Origin of the sequence: Nostoc sp. 'Peltigera membranacea cyanobiont' 232 (assembly GCF_002245985.1) — a bacterium.
Classification (GTDB): Bacteria; Cyanobacteriota; Cyanobacteriia; order Cyanobacteriales; family Nostocaceae; genus Nostoc.
The window spans coordinates 49,911-70,496 of the sequence record NZ_NOLK01000005.1 but is presented as its reverse complement, the minus strand read 5'-3'; the positions used below and the strand labels follow the sequence as shown (position 1 = coordinate 70,496).

Annotated in this window: 19 protein-coding genes; 17 read left to right on the top strand and 2 right to left on the bottom strand. The window is 38.7% G+C overall.

What is annotated here, in order from left to right; genetic code table 11:
* The first annotated feature begins 33 nt into the window (after positions 1–33).
* The 12 genes from CDG79_RS03080 (at position 34) to CDG79_RS03025 (ending at position 14,686) form a co-directional block, all read left to right on the top strand.
* Entirely contained in the window at positions 34–1,110 is a 1,077-nt protein-coding gene (locus tag CDG79_RS03080) for an acyltransferase family protein (RefSeq protein ID WP_094340568.1), read from the top strand.
* 55 nt (positions 1,111–1,165) lie between these two features.
* Positions 1,166–2,353, top strand: coding sequence for a glycosyltransferase family 4 protein (locus CDG79_RS03075; RefSeq protein ID WP_094340565.1), 1,188 nt, complete (start codon positions 1,166–1,168; stop codon positions 2,351–2,353).
* A gap of 252 nt (positions 2,354–2,605) precedes the next feature.
* Positions 2,606–3,748, top strand: coding sequence for a glycosyltransferase (locus tag CDG79_RS03070; RefSeq protein WP_094340563.1), 1,143 nt, complete (start codon positions 2,606–2,608; stop codon positions 3,746–3,748).
* 30 nt (positions 3,749–3,778) lie between these two features.
* Positions 3,779–4,756, top strand: coding sequence for a phytanoyl-CoA dioxygenase family protein (locus CDG79_RS03065; RefSeq protein WP_094340561.1), 978 nt, complete (start codon positions 3,779–3,781; stop codon positions 4,754–4,756).
* 6 nt (positions 4,757–4,762) lie between these two features.
* Positions 4,763–5,908, top strand: coding sequence for a glycosyltransferase family 4 protein (locus tag CDG79_RS03060; RefSeq protein WP_094340559.1), 1,146 nt, complete (start codon positions 4,763–4,765; stop codon positions 5,906–5,908).
* A gap of 71 nt (positions 5,909–5,979) precedes the next feature.
* Complete coding sequence (locus CDG79_RS03055) at positions 5,980–7,158, top strand: glycosyltransferase (RefSeq protein ID WP_094340556.1); 1,179 nt, start codon at positions 5,980–5,982, stop codon at positions 7,156–7,158.
* 13 nt (positions 7,159–7,171) lie between these two features.
* Positions 7,172–8,986 (top strand): asparagine synthase (glutamine-hydrolyzing), encoded by a 1,815-nt coding sequence (asnB, locus tag CDG79_RS03050; RefSeq protein ID WP_094340553.1) that lies wholly within the window; start codon positions 7,172–7,174, stop codon positions 8,984–8,986.
* 104 nt (positions 8,987–9,090) lie between these two features.
* The gene (locus tag CDG79_RS03045; protein WP_189524859.1) at positions 9,091–9,948 is read left to right on the top strand and encodes a phytanoyl-CoA dioxygenase family protein; all 858 of its coding nucleotides are present in this window, start codon (positions 9,091–9,093) and stop codon (positions 9,946–9,948) included.
* A 182-nt stretch (positions 9,949–10,130) separates the two neighbouring features.
* On the top strand, positions 10,131–11,327 hold the full coding sequence (locus CDG79_RS03040) for a glycosyltransferase (protein ID WP_094340547.1): 1,197 nt from the start codon (positions 10,131–10,133) through the stop codon (positions 11,325–11,327).
* Between the two features lie 46 nt (positions 11,328–11,373).
* Positions 11,374–12,135 carry a glycosyltransferase family 2 protein gene (locus tag CDG79_RS03035; RefSeq protein WP_094340658.1) on the top strand — a complete coding sequence of 254 codons (762 nt, stop codon included), beginning with the start codon at positions 11,374–11,376 and terminating at the stop codon, positions 12,133–12,135.
* Positions 12,136–12,292: 157 nt separating this feature from the next.
* Positions 12,293–14,041, top strand: coding sequence for a carbamoyltransferase family protein (locus CDG79_RS03030; protein WP_094340544.1), 1,749 nt, complete (start codon positions 12,293–12,295; stop codon positions 14,039–14,041).
* Positions 14,042–14,302: 261 nt separating this feature from the next.
* The gene (locus tag CDG79_RS03025) at positions 14,303–14,686 is read left to right on the top strand and encodes a DUF4346 domain-containing protein (RefSeq protein ID WP_094340541.1); all 384 of its coding nucleotides are present in this window, start codon (positions 14,303–14,305) and stop codon (positions 14,684–14,686) included.
* Between the two features lie 46 nt (positions 14,687–14,732).
* Here CDG79_RS03025 and psb32 read toward each other — a convergent pair whose 3' ends face one another.
* Positions 14,733–15,470 carry a photosystem II repair protein Psb32 gene (psb32, locus tag CDG79_RS03020; protein WP_094340538.1) on the bottom strand — a complete coding sequence of 246 codons (738 nt, stop codon included), beginning with the start codon at positions 15,468–15,470 and terminating at the stop codon, positions 14,733–14,735.
* 352 nt (positions 15,471–15,822) lie between these two features.
* Here psb32 and surE point away from each other — a divergent pair, with 352 nt between their 5' ends.
* From surE to CDG79_RS03000, 4 genes are all read left to right on the top strand, one after another.
* Positions 15,823–16,503: a 5'/3'-nucleotidase SurE gene (gene surE / locus CDG79_RS03015; RefSeq protein ID WP_094340536.1), complete on the top strand. Its 681-nt coding sequence runs from the start codon at positions 15,823–15,825 to the stop codon at positions 16,501–16,503.
* Between the two features lie 156 nt (positions 16,504–16,659).
* Positions 16,660–17,283 carry a hypothetical protein gene (locus CDG79_RS03010; RefSeq protein WP_094340533.1) on the top strand — a complete coding sequence of 208 codons (624 nt, stop codon included), beginning with the start codon at positions 16,660–16,662 and terminating at the stop codon, positions 17,281–17,283.
* Positions 17,284–17,396: 113 nt separating this feature from the next.
* Complete coding sequence (locus CDG79_RS03005; protein ID WP_094340530.1) at positions 17,397–18,050, top strand: PAP/fibrillin family protein; 654 nt, start codon at positions 17,397–17,399, stop codon at positions 18,048–18,050.
* Positions 18,051–18,074: 24 nt separating this feature from the next.
* A complete protein-coding gene (locus CDG79_RS03000; RefSeq protein ID WP_094340527.1) occupies positions 18,075–18,851 on the top strand; it encodes an MGMT family protein in 777 nt (258 codons plus the stop codon).
* A 17-nt stretch (positions 18,852–18,868) separates the two neighbouring features.
* Here the strand turns inward: CDG79_RS03000 and CDG79_RS02995 are convergent, their stop codons facing one another.
* Positions 18,869–19,585 (bottom strand): hypothetical protein, encoded by a 717-nt coding sequence (locus CDG79_RS02995; protein WP_094340524.1) that lies wholly within the window; start codon positions 19,583–19,585, stop codon positions 18,869–18,871.
* Between the two features lie 422 nt (positions 19,586–20,007).
* Between CDG79_RS02995 and CDG79_RS02990 the strand changes: the two genes are divergently transcribed.
* The gene (locus CDG79_RS02990) at positions 20,008–20,559 is read left to right on the top strand and encodes a 2'-5' RNA ligase family protein (RefSeq protein WP_094340521.1); all 552 of its coding nucleotides are present in this window, start codon (positions 20,008–20,010) and stop codon (positions 20,557–20,559) included.
* Positions 20,560–20,586 lie beyond the last annotated feature (27 nt).

The window sequence follows — 20,586 nt, the reverse complement described above, 5'->3', positions numbered from 1 at the left end:
TTTAAATAAATTATACCAATATTTATCGATTTAATGATTCAAAAGCGAATTCATTCATTTGATGGTCTTAGAGGAATAGCTATATTCTTAGTTTTACTAGATCATGCAAAAAATACTATTCACTCCAAAAGTGAGATTTGGAATTTAGCATCAATATTTATAGCCAATTCGAGCTTGGGAGTTAGGCTATTTTTTGTCCTAAGTGGCTATTTAATAACTCTAATTTTGTTAAAGGAAATTAATGAAAGTGGTATTATTAATTTGAAGAGATTCTATATGCGCCGTGCAATACGGTTATTTCCCAGTCTTTACTGTTTTATAGGAGTAGTTTTCATTATTAACTTGATTGCTCATTTGAATATCAATGCAGAACAATTCATAGCAGCAGCAACTTTTACATGGAACTATCTAGGCCCTTTTCACAATGGTTCCTTGAGAGGAACTTGGTTTCTTGGTCATTTATGGACTCTTTCATTAGAAGAACAATTTTACTTACTCTGGCCTCTAATTTTATTGTTGTTAGGAATTAACAAATCTCGTAAGTTATCATTTATTCTAATTTTATCGATGCCGATTATTCGTGTAGGTAGCTACTTTTTATTTCCTTCAGTTAAAGGATATTTAAACATGATGCTACATACATCAATCGATAGTATTATGGTAGGCTGCCTAATGGCTATTCTTACTCAATTTCCTGTCTTAAGTGAGCGTATATATAAATTGAAGGGATTTTCTATAGTAATATTACTTATTTGGCCATTGTTCATTACTCCCATTTTGGATCGCTTAATTAGAGGTTATTTAATCTCTATAGGTCTAACGATAGATGCCATAATTTTAGGAATACTGATTGCTTGGCTCTATGCGAATCCACTTTCCTATGCAAATAAATTACTGAGTATACCAGTCATTGTTTACATAGGAAAAATCTCTTATAGCTTATACATCTGGCAGCAATTATTTTTAACGAATGATAATACTACTATTTCAGGAATTTTTCCCTATAATATTGGGTTTAGTTTCTTGGCTGGACTTGCTTCTTATTACTTAATTGAAAAACCCTGTCTTAAACTAAAAGATAGTAAAAAGCTTTCAGCGTTCTTAGGATGAAATCAATAAAATAAAATAAAATATTTAATTTAATTTATTCAATATATATGATATCATGACAAAATTAGCAATTATCTCAACCCATCCTATTCAATATTACGCACCTTGGTTTCGCTATATTACTCAGTCTACTAATCTTGATATTCGAGTATTTTACCTTTGGGACTTTGGTATTACTCCACAGGTTGATGTAGGTTTTAAACAAATTCTTCAGTGGGATATTCCCCTGTTAGATGGATATGAATATGAATTTGTGCCTAACTTGAGTTCTGCTCCCGGTGTCCATCATTTATGGGGATTACAAAATCCATCTTTAGTATCCCAGGTAAAAGCCTATAAGCCTGATGCAGTGCTATTAATGTGCTACAACTATGCCAGCATTTATCGCTTTTTATGGCACTGGAATTCTCTTCAGATACCGTTACTATTTCGCGGTGATTCTCATCGTTTACTACAGCCGAATGGCATGAAAGCATGGGCACGTCGGCAATTTATTACGCAGATTTATTATCGCTTTGCTGCCTGCCTTTACGTGGGTAAAGCTAACTATGATTACTTCCGCTATCATAAAGTTTCAGAAAAAAGTTTGTTTTTTTCTCCCCATGCTGTAGATAACGATCGCTTTTTTACTCAAACCGAGAGTGCCAAACAGCAGGCAATGATTTGGAAGCAAGAATTGGGAATTCCATCGCATCATGCAGTGATTCTCTTTGCAGGTAAATTTGAATCCAAAAAACGTCCTTTGGATTTACTCTTAGCTTTTTTAGAAGCAAATATCCCTCAAGTATCGCTACTGTTTGTTGGTGCAGGCCCTTTAGAAGAAGACCTGAAATCCGCAGCAGTTGGTCAATCAAATATATACTTTGCTCCCTTCCAAAATCAATCTTTAATGCCCCGCACCTATGCGGCTGCTGATTTAGTTGTGCTGCCTAGCTATGGTTCTTCGGAAACCTGGGGACTCGCAATTAATGAAGCAATGTGCTTAAGTCGTCCAGTAATTGTTAGTAGCCATGTAGGGTGTGCCCAAGACCTAATCGATCGCAATCAAAATGGACTGATTTTTCCTGCGGGTAATGTGTCTGCCTTAGCTAGTAGCCTACGCGAAGCATTTTGTGATGGGGAACGTTTACGCGGCTGGGGAGAAGAGAGTCGGAGAATTATTTCTCAGTATAGCTATACTCAAGCAACTCAGGGACTAAAACAGGCCATTGAATATACAAACTCAGTTTCAGCGAAGGCTTAATCTTTAGGAAGATCGCTTTTTAAATGGTCATTGAAAGTTTAAAAAATATCTAATTATAATAATGTCGATCGTTGTTGTTATAAAATACTATTTTCTGGAACTCATCAACTCGTAGATTCGTTTTTAAAACTGTTAGCTTGACTTATTCAAATTGTCTTAAAAAGATACCGATTTTCGTTGCTTTTCTTACTATGTCTGTGTCAATAATACAATTAAACTTTTATTTATCAGCACCAAGTATTTTAAGAAACTATGGGTAAACATAAATACCACTGCCATCTTTGGTTTCCTGACCTATTCAACGCTACAGGAGGAATTCAGCGTTACTCCTTTTTCTGTTTCAAAGCATTCCAAACTCTCCACCCCGATTTTGCCTATGATATTTTCATTAAGCACGATACTGATGTAGCATCAAAGTTGCCTAATTTGTGCTTTCATCCATCTGGCAATTGGCCCCTATCCCTACGCACCCCAGCTTTTGCAAGCCAACTAATTGGTTTTGGTTTTTGGCAGCGTCCAAACTTGATCTTCTCCAGCCATCTGAACTTTAGTGTTCCGGCTTACCTGTTGAAACGGCTATTTGGCATCCCTTACTGGGTTGTAGTACACGGGATTGAAGTGTGGAACCTTCAGAATTCAAATTTACAGACAGCTCTTCACCATGCCGATCGCATTCTAGCCGTTAGTCACTATACGCGCGATCGCCTGCTGCAAGAACAAAACCTCGATCCCGAACGAGTTGTAGTTCTACCCAATACCTTTGATGCCGATAATTTTCAGATTGCACCCAAGTCTGAAAGCCTGCTCAAAAGATATGGTTTAAACTCAGAGCAACCGATTATACTTACCATCGCTCGGTTAGAAAAATTAGAGCAGTATAAAGGCTACGACAGAATTATCACAGCTTTGCCTAAGATCCGTCAGGCTATTCCTAATGTTCATTATCTTCTAGTCGGGAAGGGAGAGGACAAAGCACGAATTGAACAGTTAATTTCCCAATACCAACTCCAAGATTGTGTAACTCTAACTGGCTACATCCCCGATGAAGAACTTTGCGACCACTATAATCTTTGTGATGTATTTGCCATGCCTAGTAAAGGTGAAGGATTTGGTATTGTTTACCTAGAAGCACTTGTCTGTGGCAAACCTACTCTTGGAGGAAACAAAGATGGGGCATTGGATGCGCTGTGTCAGGGAGAATTAGGCGCACTTGTTGACCCTGATGATATAGAAGCGATCGCCGAAACCATAATTCAAATCCTACAGGGCACTTATTCTAATCCTCTAATCTATCAACCAGAGGCATTAAGAGAAAAAGTAATTAACCAATTTGGTTTTCAACAGTTTAAAAAAACTCTTGATAGCTACTTAGAAAAAGATTTCAAAGACATTTAAGTTTTTAACATCAAAATCAAGGCATCAACCATGTTTAATCCCAATTTTGTCAATATCAGCACTAGCGAAATAGTTAACGATCTCAAAGACAAGGGATACTTTGCTTTTGAACAAGCGTTAACCACTCAGTATGTTGAAGAGCTACTTCAAGAAATTGATTTCAATCAACTATTGCTGAATAATAATGATGTTGGTGTAGTTACTTCTCAAGACATCAAATTTTTTACCCATTGCCTAGCGGGTTCTAAAAAAATCTACGATGTCATTACTTCCAGAAAAGTCTTAGATGTATGCAAAGAATATTTTACTGATGAGTATAAGTTAACTAATCATAGAATTTATCAAACATCTCAAAATTCCCACATGCCCTGGCATACAGATAATAATCGCCAGATTGGTAAGCAATTATCTGAAAAACACAATATGCCAGGTCTGTTGTTTTTATTTTATTTCTCTGATGTTGAAAAAAATGCATTTCAATACATAAAAGACTCGCATAAGTGGTCTCGCAAATACAGCCATGAAATTTACCTGAGTGACAGCTATATCGACAATACATATAGCAAAGATATACTAACATTTCCCATGCTCAAGGGAAGTCTGATCTTATGTGATATCCACGGAATCCATAGAGCCAAACCTTTTCAGGATAAAACCTATAACAGAACTACCTTGCTTTTTCAAGTCGATCAAGTTGGTAGCGAGAATGTAGGACATGGTGAAAAAAATCTTGTGAATACTGAGTATCTTGAAAATCTCACTCCAGAGGTAATGGATTATCTCGGATTTGGTTTTAAGAGAGACTACCCGGCTTTTCCTAACACTTCAATTGCTACGATGAAACTACAAGATATCTTAGAGCTACAGAAGCAATTGTTACCCAAGACGTTAGAGGCTCTTAACAAAAATATAGTCAAATCTCTATTGCCTGCTGAGGCACTAATTAATGCCAAGCGAATCCTCTGGTATTTTAAATCAAAATACTCTAACCAAAAACCAAAAATATAGCAATTCATGAAAATTTTGTTGATAGGTAATTACCCATTAGATGCAATCATCAGCATGGATATATTTGCTTCTATGTTGGAGAATTACTTAACCAAAGTTGGGCATCAAGTCAGAATTATTTGCCCAAATCCTTGGTTTGGTAAACTACTATCATCACCAAATTCACTCAGAAAATGGTTAGGTTATATTGATAAATTTGTGTTTTTTCCAGCGCAATTGCGTCAAGCATTGTCTTGGGCAGATATAGTCCATATATGCGACCAAGGTAATGCAGTTTACGTAAAATATTTGGGAAATATACCTCACGTCATCACTTGTCATGATTTATTGCCAATTCGTTCTGGCTTGGGGGAATTTCCCCAATATCGCACTGGATGGACTGGTAAGCAATTCCAGCAAATGGTAATGAGAGGACTAAACCAAGCGCATAAAGTTGCTTGTGTTTCAGAACAGACTAAAAGTGATGTGTTACGCCTTTCTTCTCTGTCTGAGAGTGCTGTATCTGTGATTACTATGGGTTTAAACTATCCCTACATGCCGATGAAAGCTACGGAATCTCAACCACGTTTAAAAGCTTTGGGAATTCCTGAAAATTATCCATTTATTCTGCATGTAGGGGCAAATCACTGGTATAAAAATCGGTTGGGAGTTCTAGAAATCTTTCATCAGCTAATTCTGCAACTCCAACAACCAGAATTTTCCCTAGTTATGGTGGGTAAACCCATGACTGATGAAATGCGTCAGTTTATCAAAACACATAATATGACGCAAAAAGTAATAGAGTTAGTAGAAATTAATAACGAAAACCTCAGAGCTATCTATTCTTCTGCTACAGCTTTACTTTTCCCTTCTCTCTATGAAGGCTTTGGTTGGCCAATTATCGAAGCTCAAGCTTGTGGTTGTCCTGTATTTACATCTAACCGTTCCCCCATGAATGATGTAGGAGGAGAAGCGGCTATATATATAGAACCGGAACAGCCGAAAGAAACCGCAGAAGAGATAATTTGTAATCTACCCACACTAGAAAAGCTGAAGTCAAAAGGATTTGTAAATTCTCAAAAATTTTCAGCAGAGAAAATGATTTCCGATTATATTGAACTTTATCAGCAAGCCATTAATGAAAAATATGAGAATAAAGTAAAAATAATTTAATTTTATAGCTCTTAACTTTTTTCAATAACTTAAATGGTGCATCTTACTAGAATTTGCTGCGGATATCCGCTATGAAAGTTCTCCATGTTATTCCCTCTGTTCCTCAAGTACGGGGTGGCCCAAGTCTTGTTGTTCTGGATATGGTTAAGGCATTGCGAACTAACAATGTTGATGCTGAAATTGCCACGACGAACGATAACGGCGATTGCTTACTTGATGTTCCTTTACAGAAGCTCATTCAATACAAGCAAGTTCCAATCTGGTTTTTTTCTCGATTTTCACCCACTGTAAAAACTGTCAGAGAATACGCCTTTTCTTGGCAGTTAACAGCATGGCTCTGGGATAATATTTCCCAGTATGACATTTTACATATTCATGCCATCTTCTCTTATGCATCGACAATGGCAATGGCGATCGCTCGCCTCAAAAATGTCCCTTATATTGTGATCCCACATGGCTTATTATCCGAATGGTCTTTGCAGCAAAGTACCTGCAAAAAGCAAATTTATATGAGGCTAATCGAGCAAGCTAACCTCAATCACTCTCAAGCGATTCACCTTACCTCGCAACTAGAACAGCAAGAAGTTGCTCAATTGGAACTTAGCGCCCCCAGTTTTGTATTACCACACGGGCTTTCTCACCCGCCCCAGATTCCTCATGCTCGTTCTCTACTTCGGCAACACCTCAACCTGCCAGCAGATGAACCGATAATTTTATTTTTATCCCGTTTACATCCGAAAAAAGGACTAGACTATCTGATCCCCGCATTAGGCAAACTTACTCATCACCGTTTCACTTTTGTTGTTGCAGGTAGTGGTTCCCAAGAGTATGAAGCGGAAATTGAGTTAGCGCTGGTTTCAAATGGCATTCGCGATCGCACCTATATTGCGGGATTTGTTGCTGGAGAGACAAAAAACCTCTTTATCCAAGGTTCGGATCTATTTGCCCTGACATCTCATGCCGAAAACTTTGGTTTAGCAGTTCTAGAGGCTTTAGCTGGAGGTGTTCCCGTCCTTGTTACGCCTGGTGTGGCTTTAGCTGCTATAGTTCAAAAGTACCAAATTGGTTACGTTCCAGAATTAGATGTACTAGCGATCGCCAAAGATATTGAAGAATATCTCACTCATCCCCAAAAAGCTCAAGATATGGGCGATCGCGCTCGTCAAATAATTAGAGAACAATACACTTGGGACAAAGTTGCAGCCAAAATGGTTGAGATTTATCAGGGTATTATTTTCAATTATAAATAATTAAACGATCTGTATGTGTGGCATTGCCGGAATTTTAACGAAAACTGAAATAAAAAACAGTTTGGAAAACTTGATGCTGAGAATGCAAACTGCATTACAGCATCGCGGGCCTGATGACCAAGGAATTTATATTTCCCCAAATCGAGAAGTTGCTTTTGCTCATACTCGTCTTTCTATTCTTGACCTCAGTGCCGCAGGACATCAGCCGATGTCTACACCTGACGGACGCTATTGGATTACCTTTAATGGCGAAATTTACAACTTTCGCCAATTACGACTTGACCTAGAAGCAAAAGGCGAGAAGTTCTATTCACAAACTGATACTGAAGTTATTCTCAAACTTTATCAGCAGCAAGGAACAGAATGTGTCAAGAATTTGCGGGGGATGTTTGCCTTTGCTATTTGGGATAATCAAGAACAAACCTGCTTTATTGCCCGCGATGCTTTAGGAATTAAACCTTTATACTATTGGCAATCTGGAGCAACTTTAATATTCGCCTCAGAAATTAGAGCAATTCTGGCATCGAAATTACCTAGCATTGCCTTAAGTCCAGAGGGTTTATATGGCTATCTTGTCAGTGGTTCAGTACCAGAACCTCACACTTTAATTGCCGGGATTCGCTGTTTAGAAGCTGGTCATTGGTTGCGTTGGCAAGCGGGTAATCTCAGCCAGCAGCAATATTGGCAAATCAACTTTGCGGCTGAAACAATTTCTCTCACAGAAGCTAAAGAAAAAGTTCGTAATGCACTCATTGACTCTATTGAACATCATTTTATCAGTGACGTGCCAGTAGGGATATTTTTAAGTGGTGGAATTGACTCAAGCTCAATTGTTGCTTTAGCGCGTCAAACTCAAAAAGGCAATTTACGTACCTACTCAATTGGTTTTGAAGAAAATGAGTGGAATGAAGGAGAAATTGCCCAAAAAGTTGCTCAAGAATTTGACACTGAACACACAGAATATAAAGTAACTGCCTCTTTAGGACGAGACCTATTACCAAAATTTTTAGCAAGTATCGATCAACCTAGTATTGACGGCTTCAATACTTTTTGTGTATCCCAAATTGCCCGCAAAGATGGAACTAAAGTAGTTTTATCTGGATTAGGGGGAGATGAGCTATTCGGTGGCTATAAAACATTTCAACAAGTACCAAATATGGTGCGGTGGGGTCAGCAACTCCAGAAAATTCAACCTATCAGCAGCAGTCTGGGTAGAGGATTAGCATCTTGGGGCACATCACCACGCATAAGGCGCTTAGGAGACTTTTTACAGCAAAAGCCAACAACCGCAGCAGCTTACCGTAGTTTTAGAGGAATTTTCTCCCACAGAGAAGCCTGGAAAATCACTCAGCACTACTTCAAAGATGCCTTTTTACCGATTTGGGAGGGGGTGATTTTTCAGGATAGGAGCTTACCCAAAAATCTGCCTTCTTTAGAAGATGAAGTGAGCCTGCTAGAACTGAGTTGTTATATGCGTAATCAGTTGTTGCGGGACAGCGATGTTATGAGTATGTCCTGGGGGTTAGAATTGCGAGTCCCTTTAGTTGACCAAGCTCTACTAGAAGCGATCGCCTCTATTCCTAGCACAATGCGTCTCGCACAAGGTAAACAATTATTAGTTCAGGCAATTCCTGAGTTACCAAGTTGGTTACTCAATCGTCCCAAGCGAGGATTCTTTTTTCCTTTTCAGCAATGGATAGAGAAAGATTGGAGTGATTATTTTCCGGCTCAAGAACTAGGTAAAGATATTAATCTCAAACTATGGTATCGTAATTGGAGTTTAGCGATTCTCCACCATTGGTGGAATGAAATTGCTGGCTCAGAATAATCTGTTTCTACAATGTTCTAGCAATGGAAAAGAAGATAGATAGATATATCCGATTAACTAAACAAGGATTGACTGATTATAAATGGTCATTATACTATTTTCAAATGACGATCTTAAATCCCAATCTGCGGAGGTTAATCGCATATTTCTTTTCCTGCTTTCTTCCCAAAACTCGGAATCGTAAAATTGATATTGATATTGAAACAAGAAAAAATATCCAATCTTTGCAAGAAGATGGATTAGTTGTCTTGGATAAGTTTGTGACAAATACTCAAATTCAAGAAATTAGATCGTACCTGTCTACAAAGCTATGCATCGATCGGCATCGTCCAGGGAATGGCAAGTTTAGCGCACCCAGATTCGCTCATAAATCTTCTATTCATGCTTATTATACACCAGAGGATATTGTCGATACTCCACATCTATTGGAACTTGCAAACGAAACAAGGGTTTTAAGCATAATAGAGAATATATTTGGAGCAAAACCAACAATTTCTTTGATGCAGATTTGGTGGTTATTCTCTGGGTTTGATGTTCAAGCAAATTTAAATGAACGATATTTTACACATCCCGGAGAATTTCATCGAGACCTTGATGATTGGTCAGAAATTAAGTTATTTATATATTTAACTGATGTAGATGAAAGTTCTGGGCCTCATGCATTTATTAAAAAATCTCATACATGGTTACTACCACCGAGAACGAGAGATGTAGATATTGATGATAATCCTAATTTTCCTATAGAAAATAACTTAATAAAACTTACTGGTGAGGCAGGCTTGGCTTGGCTTGAAAATAGCTATGTACTCCACCGCTCTATTATTCCTAAAAACAAGCATCGGTTGATTGTAGCAGTGACTTACACCTTGTTTCCATTACCATTAGGGCCGAAGAAGCCTTTAAGAGCGTATCCCAAACCCAATCAATTTAATACCTACATTAATAGAATCTACTTAAAATAATACTAATTTAGTATGGCTCATTATCGTTATATAAATCATTTAAAATAAAGTTATTGTCTTGATTTTTTTATTTATTTAAAATATTACGTACTAAGAGTTAATTTTTTGTTAGCTTATAACTATCTAGTTATTTCTGCCCTACTGTACTAGTTCAAAACCTTAAAGTTTTGGATAAACATTACATGAAAATTCTGCATATTATTCCTTCAGTAGCATCAGTGCGAGGTGGGCCAAGTCAAGCAGTATTAGAAACAGTTAAAGCACTGCGAAATCAAGGGGTTGCAGCAGAAATTGTAACCACTAATGATAATGGCAATAATTTACTCGATGTACCTCTTGGCAAACCTATAGAGTATAAGCAAGTACCAGTTCAGTTTTTTTCGCGCTTTTCTCCTAAAGTTACGTCCATAAGAGAATTTGCATTTTCTAGTCAGCTAACTACATGGTTGTGGCAAAATGCTAAAAAGTATGACTTGTTACACATCCATGCTATTTTCTCCTATGCTTCTACGGTGGCAATGGCGATCGCTCGTTTTCAAGGCATTCCTTACATTGTTCGCCCACTAGGACAACTGTGCGAATGGTCACTTCAGCAAAGTGCTCGCAGAAAACAAATTTATCTCAACTTGATTGAACGGTCAAACCTCAATCATTCTCAGGCGCTTCATCTTACCTCTGAACAAGAACAGCAAGAAGTTTCTCGTTTGGCTCTCAGTCCCCCTAGCTTTGTTCTACCTCACGGACTCTCTATTCCTCCTGCTATCCCCAATGTCCGTTCTCGACTTCGGGAACATTTGCAAGTCCCAGCAGATGAACCAATAATTTTATTTTTATCACGCTTGCACCCTAAAAAAGGACTAGATTATCTCATCCCCGCCTTGGGGAAACTCACTAATTACCGTTTCACCTTTGTGATTGCAGGCAGTGGTTCCAAAGAGTACGAAGCGGAAATTGAGTCTCTGATCGTCTCAAATGGGATGCGCGATCGCACCCATTTTGCTGGATTTGTGACTGGAGAGGAAAAAAACCTTTTCATTCAAGGGTCAGATATATTTGCCTTGACATCCTACGCCGAGAACTTCGGCATAGCAGTTTTAGAGGCTTTAGCTGTTGGTATTCCCGTTGTTGTTACTCCTGGTGTTGCTTTAGCTGCTGTTGTTCAACAAAACAAACTCGGTTACGTTCCCGAATTGGATGTGCAGGCGATCGCCGAAGCTGTTGATTGTTATTTGAGCCATCCTCAAGCAATTAAGGATATGGGCGATCGCGCCCGTAAACTAGTTTTGGAGAACTATACCTGGAATCATATTGCGGAAAATCTAATGGAGATATATACGAAACTTATTAAGCAACAATTATTATCTCAAACACTAATTTAAGATTATATCGACCTCCTTAAATAAACTTGAATAATTTATGGCATCTATGCTAGAGAGAATTACTCCTCTCATTCTCACTTACAACGAATTCCCAAATATTCATCGTGCCATTGAGAGGTTGACTTGGGCAAAGGAGATTATTGTTATTGACAGCTATAGTACAGATAAAACTATAGAAATTCTCCACTCCTATCCACAAGTTCAAGTATTTCAACGTAAATTTGATACTCATGCTACACAATGGAACTACGGCTTAGAAAAGATTAAATCATCATGGGTGCTTTCTTTGGACGCAGATTATATTGTCACTGATGAGTTAATTTCTGAAATCGCAGTTTTACCAATTGATGGAGAAATTGACGGCTATTTTACCAAGTTTAAGTACTGTATATTTGGTAAGCCACTGCGTGGGACTATACTTCCCCCCCGTCAAACTCTGTTTCGGAAAAACAAAGCTATCTACATAGATGATGGTCATACACAGGTTTTGCAACTTACGGGTAAGTCTGCTGAACTGTCTACTTGTATTCATCACGACGATCGCAAACCCCTAAGTCGTTGGTTGTGGGCACAGGATCGCTATATGGCGATCGAAGCTAAAAAACTGCTAGAGACTCCAGAAAGCGAACTTAGTTTTAGCGATCGCATCCGTAAACAAAAAATCCTTGCTCCCTTTATCATCTTAATTTACTGTCTGATTCTGAAAGGCGGTATTCTAGACGGCTGGCATGGTTGGTACTATGCATTTCAGCGAATGCTAGCAGAAACTCTTTTGGCAATTCGTCTATTTGAGTATGGAAAATTGTAGAGACGCGATTAATCGCATCTCTTTTTGAAAAAACTATGTAATGAATTTTGACTAATTAAAATATTTCAAGCGCTGCTTGCCTATAACAATATTCCATACCCTTGGTGGAATCCGATCGATTTAAATATTTCAGCCAATCAAACTTTAACTTAATCTTATGAATATTCTCGGAATTAATGCTTACCACGGTGATGCTTCAGCTTGTCTCGTCCAAGATGGCCAACTCATTGCCGCAGTTGAAGAAGAACGGTTTAATAGAGTTAAACATTGGGCTGGATTTCCCGCAGAATCTATTCGCTATTGCCTGAAAGTTGGTGGTATTAGCGTAGCCGATTTGGATCGTGTGGCGGTATCTTTTAACCCCAAAGCTAACCTAAATCGTAAACTACTTTTTACTCTCCAACAACGTCCTTCCTTATCATCCCTTTTAGATCGGTTTAACAAACAAAGCAAATCTACAAGTCTTAAGCAACAGTTAGCAGAAGCTTGTCACTCTACGCCTGAAGAGATTCGGGCTACAATCCATAACCTCGAACACCACACAACTCACCTAGCCAGTGCTTTCTTTATCTCCCCTTTTGAAAAAGCAGCTATATTATCCATTGACGGCATGGGAGATTTTGTAAGTACCCTAGCTGCTGCTGGTGAAGGGAATCATTTAGAGTACTTCGATCGCACTCACTATCCTCACTCTATCGGTTATCTTTACAATGCCATCACCCTTTATTTAGGCTTTCCCGCTTATGGAGATGAATATAAGGTGATGGGATTAGCGCCTTACGGAGAACCAGAATATTTGGAAGCGTTTCGGCGAATTATTTATCCCAAAGGTGATAGTTTTGAGTTGAATTTAGATTACTTCACTCACCATGAGCAAGGTATTGCCATGAAGTGGGAAGATGGAGCGCCGATTGTTGAACCTTTCCACAGCCCAGAGCTAGAAAAATTATTAGGGCCGGCGCGACATTCCAAATCAGAAGTTACCCAAAAACATCAAAACATTGCTGCTTCTGTGCAAGCGGTGACAGAAGAGATCGTTTTTCATTTAATTAATCGACTGAGCGATCGCTACAAGAGTGACAATCTCTGTTTAGCGGGTGGTGTGGCAATGAATTCTGTCGCCAATGGCAAGATTACTCAAAATACTCCCTTTAAGAATATCTATATTCCAGTGGGTGCTGCTGACAATGGTACATCAATTGGGGCAGCCTTCTTTATCTGGAATCATCTACTCAAGCAACCACGTCACTTTGTTTTAGATCATGCTTATTGGGGTTCGGAGTTTACTGATGAGGAATGCTTGCTAGCCTTGCAATCACACGATTTGCAACCTCAAATCCGAGAGCGAGAAGCACTGCTAAACCACGTTGTTGACGCGCTTTGTGAAGGTAAAGTAGTCGGTTGGTTCCAAGGGAGAATGGAGTTTGCTGCTAGGGCTTTGGGTAACAGATCCCTTCTCGCCGATCCGCGTCGTGCTGATATGCGGGATATTATCAACCTGAAAATCAAATTCCGGGAAAAGTTCCGTCCCTTTGCTCCCAGCATTTTGGAAGAACGGGTAGGCGAATTCTTTGAGGTTGATGAACCAGCGCCATTTATGGAAAAAGTCTTTAAAATTCGTCCTGAAAAAAGAGAGCAAATTCCTGCTGTCACCCATGTTGATGGTACTGGACGCTTACAAAGTGTCAGCCGCCAAACTAATCCTCTTTATTGGGATTTGATTAATACCTTTGCTCAACGCACTGGTATTCCCATCGTCTTAAATACGTCCCTCAATGAAAATGAACCGATTGTTCGCACACCTACAGAAGCCATTCAGTGCTTCTTGAGAACTCACATGGATGCATTGGTTTTGGGTTCCTATTATGTAGAACGCAAAGATATTAAATCAGAATCTAAGGTGTAGCTGAAGCGATCGCGCATTCGTGAGCAGTAAGATTCCTGACTTCTTTGAGAAGTCGGGAATCTGCGGGTTGCAAAATACACAATCACGTCGTTACGGAATATTTAAGAAAATGTATAATTTATAGCCAATTATCATATTAATTTTTCAGTAAAAGGAATTACAAATATCTTAAAGATATAAAGAATCCTAAGTAAGATAGGAATTACACTTGATCTAGAGTGTAAAAACCTTAGAGAAAGAAATTTTCTTTTTATAATGCTTATGGATTTAATAGTTGAAAATTTAGCCGCAATTGATGATAAACTTTCCAAACGTCATATTGACCTCGATCCCGGTGGATATTTCATTATTTACTTAGATAAAGATGCACGGTTAATTTATGCCAAGCATTTTACAAATGTGATTGACGATCGCGGTTTAGCTATCGATCCAGAAACAGGGAAGGTAATTCCAGCACGAGAAAGGGTGGAACGAACTTACACAACGGTTTTTAGCGCAAGAACGGCGAAAGAACTTTGCGTCAAGATTTTTGAAGAAACTCAGCCCTCTCCTGTTACCCAATTAGATCATGCAGCTTATTTGGGTCGAGAATTTGTCCGGGCTGAGGTGGCTTTAATAACAGGACAAGAGTATGTTCAAGATTAAACTTAGGAGTTAGAAACTTCTAACTCCTAATTCCTAACTCTTAACATTACCCATCAGATGATGGCTGATTTATCTGATAGATGTAGTAAGTCGCCATTGGGATAACGGTGGCGGCAATTAACAATCCTACAACCCAAGCAGTAGCGTTACCTTGGTTAGTTTCTTCTGCTTTCTTGTAGGTTCCTTCTACCTGCACATTGTCAGTTATTTTGGGTGGCCCCGGATCGGCTTTTCCAGAAAGGACGGCAACAAGGCGATCGCTCGCATCAAGGAATGCCTGGTTGTATTTATTACCATTGCGTAATGGGACACTTACTGTTTCTGTGGCTACACTCTCGGCAATAGAGTCAGTAAGTAAAGGTTTGACTTTATCCCCAGTAATAATGGCAGTACCATTGGTAACTGTATCAATAACTAATAAGGTTTGATTGGCTTGGGTTTCTTTTGTGGGAAACCATTTTTCAAACAACTCTTTAGTGAAGCTTTCTGGTGTTTCACCGTAATCGAGACGGCGAACAGTCACAATTCTAACTTCCTTATCTGTTTGCTTGGCCAAATCCTCGAAAGCGCTGCTAATCTTGCCTTCATTCAGACGGCTGATGACTTCACTTCGATCCAAAACCCAGGTGTTATTTCCTGCTGTGAGGTTGGGTATTTGATACACACCTGTGGCTAAAGCAGGTGCGGCAAAAAGCGTTGCTGCTAATATAACCGTCACCAATGGTAGAATCAGCCGGATGAGGTGTTTTTGACTGCTAAATACTTGTTTGAGGAGTTGTTTCATCGTGTGATCCTTAAGACAGACTTGCACCAAAAATACTACTCCAGTATAAAATTTATGCTCCTGTCAGCAGGTATACATTTTACGGGATTTTTTGATTGCACAAACTTGTTCTGAGAGCGGTTGCAAGCATTAAATTGACAAGAAATACCGCCCATTTTAGGAATTAACCCAAATACTTAGGGCGGAATTTGCAAACCATCTAGAAATGATATCGTATAATCAATGTTTTTTGCAGAATCTAGCATAAGTTTTCATCTCTGCAATTCGCTTTTCATACTGTACCCATGAATGGGTGATATCTGCATTTTCTGATATTTTAGCTAAATAGCTAAAGATATATCAATATATATACATGACTATAATTCTAACTAACGACGATGGCATTGATGCCCCTGGTATAAAAGCTCTAATCAAAGCTGTAAACGGCAAAAATTTTATTATCGCTGCTCCTGCCGATCATCAGTCTGGCTGTGGACATCAAGTTACTACCACTCGCGCCATCAACCTCCAGCGACGTTCTGAGACTGAATATGCGATCGCAGGCACTCCCGCCGATTGTATAAGAATTGCCTTATCACAAATTAACGCAGATGTCAAACTTGTGCTTTCAGGTATTAATGCCGGGGGAAACTTGGGAGTCGATGCCTACATTTCTGGCACAGTTGCTGCTGTGCGGGAAGCTGCAATGCACGGTATTCCCGGAATTGCAATTTCTCACTATCGCAAAGCCAAGCAAAATTTTGATTGGGATCTAGCCGCTAAATTAACAGTTGAAGTTTTAGCCGACTTACTGAAGCGTCCCCTAGAACCGGGAAGCTTTTGGAATGTCAACCTACCGCATCTGCAACCAGGAGAACCAGAACCGGAAATGGTGTTTTGCCAAGCCTGTACCAAACCTTTACCCGTGAACTATCGAGTTGAAGGCGATAATTTTTATTATGTAGGCGAATATGGCAAACGCGATCGCACTCCTGGTAGCGATGTCGATGTATGTTTTTCCGGCAATATCGCGGTAACTCAATTAAGGGTTTGACGATATTTAGACATTAGGGAGAGCTTGTAGGACTATTAATTTTACAGCTATTGGTTTGTGCGATCGCGATCGTTGATCAAGTCACAATTTTTAAGGTTTTGAAATCTGGTAAAGTTTCAGTGGCGCTGAATACTGATTTCAAAAAAGGAGAAAAATATGCAGTTTCTCAAAATTGCTCTTGTTACTCTTGTGTTGATGGTGAACCTGGTAATTGCTCAACCCTCTTGGGCTGGGAAGGATTTTACCAAGGGGGCTGACTATGCTGAGGTAACTCAGGCACTCAATCAGCTTCTAACTGTAAAGGATACACCTGAGCAAGCTGGCTATACACCTGAGCAATTCCAGCAGCGACTGGCACAATTGCAGTCTCAGAAAAATGTCATAGAAACAGCTAGAAAGCGGGCGCAGTGCCGCAATGAAACTGGAAATACATTGGCTGTCTATGCCAATAAACCAAAAAAATCTCCAACCCAACTCTACTTTCTAGGCGCAGGAACAATCACTGATGATGATTGGGATTGTGATGGCATTTACTTACCCGCAGGTTCTCAAGTGGTTCTAGGCCCGAACGTTCAACCACAAAAACTGACTGAACCAATCGCCGTCAAGTTTGTCGATGGTACACAATCTATTGCTAGAACTAATCCAGCCACTGGTGTAATTGAATTGAATGTTGAACCTGCCAAAGTATTCAAAGCTGGTGAGAGTAGCTGGTTGCTTCCCACTTTCTCCCAAGCAGATATTGATACGCAAATTCCTACACCACAACTCATTGACTAATCTTATCTAGATAATTATAATTTCCCCTATTAAGGGGAAATTAGGAAATATACAAGTATTTGATACATCACTAGCAACTTTTAAAACATCCTCTCAAAGAAAATTTTCAAACATTGAACAATCAGCTTTTAATTAAAGAAAAATTACAAGCCAAGCTTGAGAAGATTCAAGTCAATAGCGGTGGCTCTCCCGTTACAGATTTGCAGCTAGACAAAACCTTAACCGAAGAAATTGAACAATTAACGACGGAATTAGAGAGCGTAAATCCTAACCTGTATCCTCTTGTCAACGCTACTTCTTTGCTAGAGGGAGCTTGGCAACTGCAATACTCTACAGCTAGAGAAATCCGTTCTTTAGTTTCTCTCCCATTGGGATTAAAGCTAGGTAAAGTTTATCAAGTGATTGATGTTGCAAATAAATTGTTTTTCAATCTAGCTAAAGTTAAACATCCTCTGGGGCTAGTATCGGGATATGTGAAAGTGACAGCTAGCTTTGAGCCAGCCAAAGAAGATTTCGAGTCTCTACCGAACAAACGCATCAACGTTTATTTTGACAAACGCTACCTATCGATTGAGAAGATTGTTGGCATTAATACCCCCCAACTCAACCCATTTAAGGTTGTCCCAGCTAATAATCCTACTAGCAGAACTGCCACACTAGACATTACTTACTTAGATGAAACCTTAATAATTGGACGTGGAGGAGATGGAAGTTTATTTATTCTTAGTAAATCATTAGATTTACCTGACTTTATCTCCTCAATTTGAAATTGTTCGTGCCAGTGAATCAATATGGCTCTCTCAATAACGCATCTTTTCACCAAGCTAAAACAAGGTTCTGCGATGGTAGAGCGTAAAACATTAAATTTAAAGGGAGGTTATGGTATAGAAGAAGATATTAATGCCGAACCAATAAGTCCCAGGCAAGTTTTAATTGTTAGGTATGAAGATATTTTCGACTTATTAATTAAACCAGGAGAATTGCGAGAAAATATTGTGGTTACAGGTAGAGAATTTGATGATTTTATTCCTGGAAATCTGCTAAATTTTGAAAGTGGTGCGACAATTCGTCTAACTTTTCACTGCGAACCATGTAAACGAATAGCCCACTTAGTAGAATCATTAAAAAGTATCCAAGGGAAAAGAGGAATTTTAGGCGTAGTTATTCAATCAGGTAAAATCCAGGTTGGTAGTAGTTTTCAGGTTCAAGCTCAAAAATTTTCAGCATTATCTGAAAATCCCTATGAACGATTCCTAAATTTTATCATCAAGATTCCTAGTGGTAAAGTAGTTACATATAAACAAATAATCAAAGGTATAGGAGTAGATAATAGCTATCTAAGAGCTATTCCTGCATACCTAAAAAAAACTTCAGCTACTGATTATCCGTTACATAGAATATTAGACTCAAAAGGTTATTTGATAACTTATGTAAGCCAAAAAAAAAATAAGTTGGAAACTGAAGGAGTTAAGGTTTTATCTGAGGCAGATTTATTAAGCAATTTAGACAAAAGCTTTGTAAATATTAAAGATTATTTATGGGAAGATCGCACTATATATTTAAAATAGATATAACCAGATAATCCCTAACTTTTAATTTGTTTAGAGGTAGCTTCCATAAAGTCGAGAAAAACTTTTATAAGCTTATGGATTCCCTCACTACCCCCTGCAATTAAACCTCCTGTCAGCAATGCATCTAAACAACGAAAAATAACTACTTGAATTGGATTGTCTAAATCAATAACTACAAGTGGCTCAATTGAGCGAATGCCTATTGCACTCATTAAAAGACCGAATAAAAGAGATGTCCATAGAGCAATTATTCGTGTATCAGATTTATAAGCTGCTCTCTGCCGCTCTTTTTCATTTAAATCATCCATTTGGGGCTTGAATATTTTTAATGACTCTTGTTGGCTTTGTGTAAAATTTTGGATGATTTGCTGTTCTAAACTCATTCCTTCAGGCGGTAGTCCACTGACTTGATTTGATTCTAGAGAAGGAAATTGTTTCTGTTGAACTTCTATAAGTCTCATTTTTTCAGATACTAGATCCTTTTCTTGCTGAATACTAATATCTAATTGTTCGATGAATGGGCCTCGCCAAGTAGTTATAAAAACTTCTAAAGAGCGTTCTAGTAACAAAGAAATAAATAATAGCAACGTAAGTAGTTGGATAATATCATTAACGCCAAATGGTTTTAAAGTAAATGGTTTAGATGATAACCAAGTTGACAACGTTACTACTAAGAAACTAATAATAATTAACACAATAAATAGAGGAGAATTTGAAGAAAGCTTTTGCAACGTATCTATGCTCCTGTTTCGCGTCACAATATCTAACACAGCCTGGAGGTGAGAACTACACCTGCTGAGTAACTTAACAACGTTAATTTGATAGAACAGTAAATAATTTATTACCCAGCCATTTTTTCCAGCAGTATGATGGGCTATGCCAGAAAATGAGTAGCATTTGACGCGATCGCTAAAAAGCAGGGTAAAAATGGCTCAGTGAAGTAGCAAACGAGTAGCACAAGCGCTATAGTTAGCGAAAAGCTTAGTTTTGTGTGGTTTGCTCCTTTTTTTGACAAGCCAAGGCATCTGCTTGCGACCTCTCAAATTTTTATAGTGTAATATAGTTGTAATATTTTCTCGTCGTTAGCGATCGCGCTTCAGAAGTTATGAGTCAGAATAAAAATAATTAATAGTTATAGATAGTTAAAGTATATATGGGTCGTTTTTTTGTCGCCCTTTTACCACCGCAAGACATTCAAGACTACGCCAACGAGATTAAGCAGTACTTTGCCGATCGCTATGCTAGTAGTGGGGCGTTAAAGTCTCCGCCTCATATTACCTTGCAACCGCCCTTTGAATGGGAAAATGCTAGCTTGCCACTGCTAGAAGCATCTTTGGAGGAGTTTGCTAGTGGACAACAGCCAGTAGCAATTACACTCAGAGGGTTTGATGCCTTTTCACCTCGTGTTATATACATTAATGTAGTCAAAAGTCAAGAACTTTTGACTTTGCAAACTGATTTAATGGCTTATATAGAAAGCAACTTGGGAATTGTTGACGAAGTTTCTAAAACCCGCCCTTTTACGCCCCATATAACGGTTGCATTTCGGGATTTAAAAAAGCAAGACTTTCAAGCTGCTTGGCCAGAGTTTGAAAAGCGTCAGTTGCATTTTGAGTTTACTGCTGACAAATTAACCTTGCTGCTGAACGACGGTAAGCGCTGGGATATTAAACGAGAGTTTGCTTTTTTCTCTGGTAGTAATTGAGCAATGTCTTTGTGATGAACGCTAGCA

Excerpts from the sequence above, each read along its gene's own strand:
- CDG79_RS03080 (WP_094340568.1), top strand. The coding sequence starts at position 34 with ATGATTCAAAAGCGAATTCATTCATTTGATGGTCTTAGAGGAATAGCT.
- CDG79_RS03075 (WP_094340565.1), top strand. The coding sequence starts at position 1,166 with ATGACAAAATTAGCAATTATCTCAACCCATCCTATTCAATATTACGCA.
- CDG79_RS03070 (WP_094340563.1), top strand. The coding sequence starts at position 2,606 with ATGGGTAAACATAAATACCACTGCCATCTTTGGTTTCCTGACCTATTC.
- CDG79_RS03065 (WP_094340561.1), top strand. The coding sequence starts at position 3,779 with ATGTTTAATCCCAATTTTGTCAATATCAGCACTAGCGAAATAGTTAAC.
- CDG79_RS03060 (WP_094340559.1), top strand. The coding sequence starts at position 4,763 with ATGAAAATTTTGTTGATAGGTAATTACCCATTAGATGCAATCATCAGC.
- CDG79_RS03055 (WP_094340556.1), top strand. The coding sequence starts at position 5,980 with ATGAAAGTTCTCCATGTTATTCCCTCTGTTCCTCAAGTACGGGGTGGC.
- asnB (WP_094340553.1), top strand. The coding sequence starts at position 7,172 with ATGTGTGGCATTGCCGGAATTTTAACGAAAACTGAAATAAAAAACAGT.
- CDG79_RS03045 (WP_189524859.1), top strand. The coding sequence starts at position 9,091 with ATGACGATCTTAAATCCCAATCTGCGGAGGTTAATCGCATATTTCTTT.
- CDG79_RS03040 (WP_094340547.1), top strand. The coding sequence starts at position 10,131 with ATGAAAATTCTGCATATTATTCCTTCAGTAGCATCAGTGCGAGGTGGG.
- CDG79_RS03035 (WP_094340658.1), top strand. The coding sequence starts at position 11,374 with ATGCTAGAGAGAATTACTCCTCTCATTCTCACTTACAACGAATTCCCA.
- CDG79_RS03030 (WP_094340544.1), top strand. The coding sequence starts at position 12,293 with ATGAATATTCTCGGAATTAATGCTTACCACGGTGATGCTTCAGCTTGT.
- CDG79_RS03025 (WP_094340541.1), top strand. The coding sequence starts at position 14,303 with ATGGATTTAATAGTTGAAAATTTAGCCGCAATTGATGATAAACTTTCC.
- psb32 (WP_094340538.1), bottom strand. The coding sequence starts at position 15,470 with ATGAAACAACTCCTCAAACAAGTATTTAGCAGTCAAAAACACCTCATC.
- surE (WP_094340536.1), top strand. The coding sequence starts at position 15,823 with ATGACTATAATTCTAACTAACGACGATGGCATTGATGCCCCTGGTATA.
- CDG79_RS03010 (WP_094340533.1), top strand. The coding sequence starts at position 16,660 with ATGCAGTTTCTCAAAATTGCTCTTGTTACTCTTGTGTTGATGGTGAAC.
- CDG79_RS03000 (WP_094340527.1), top strand. The coding sequence starts at position 18,075 with ATGGCTCTCTCAATAACGCATCTTTTCACCAAGCTAAAACAAGGTTCT.
- CDG79_RS02990 (WP_094340521.1), top strand. The coding sequence starts at position 20,008 with ATGGGTCGTTTTTTTGTCGCCCTTTTACCACCGCAAGACATTCAAGAC.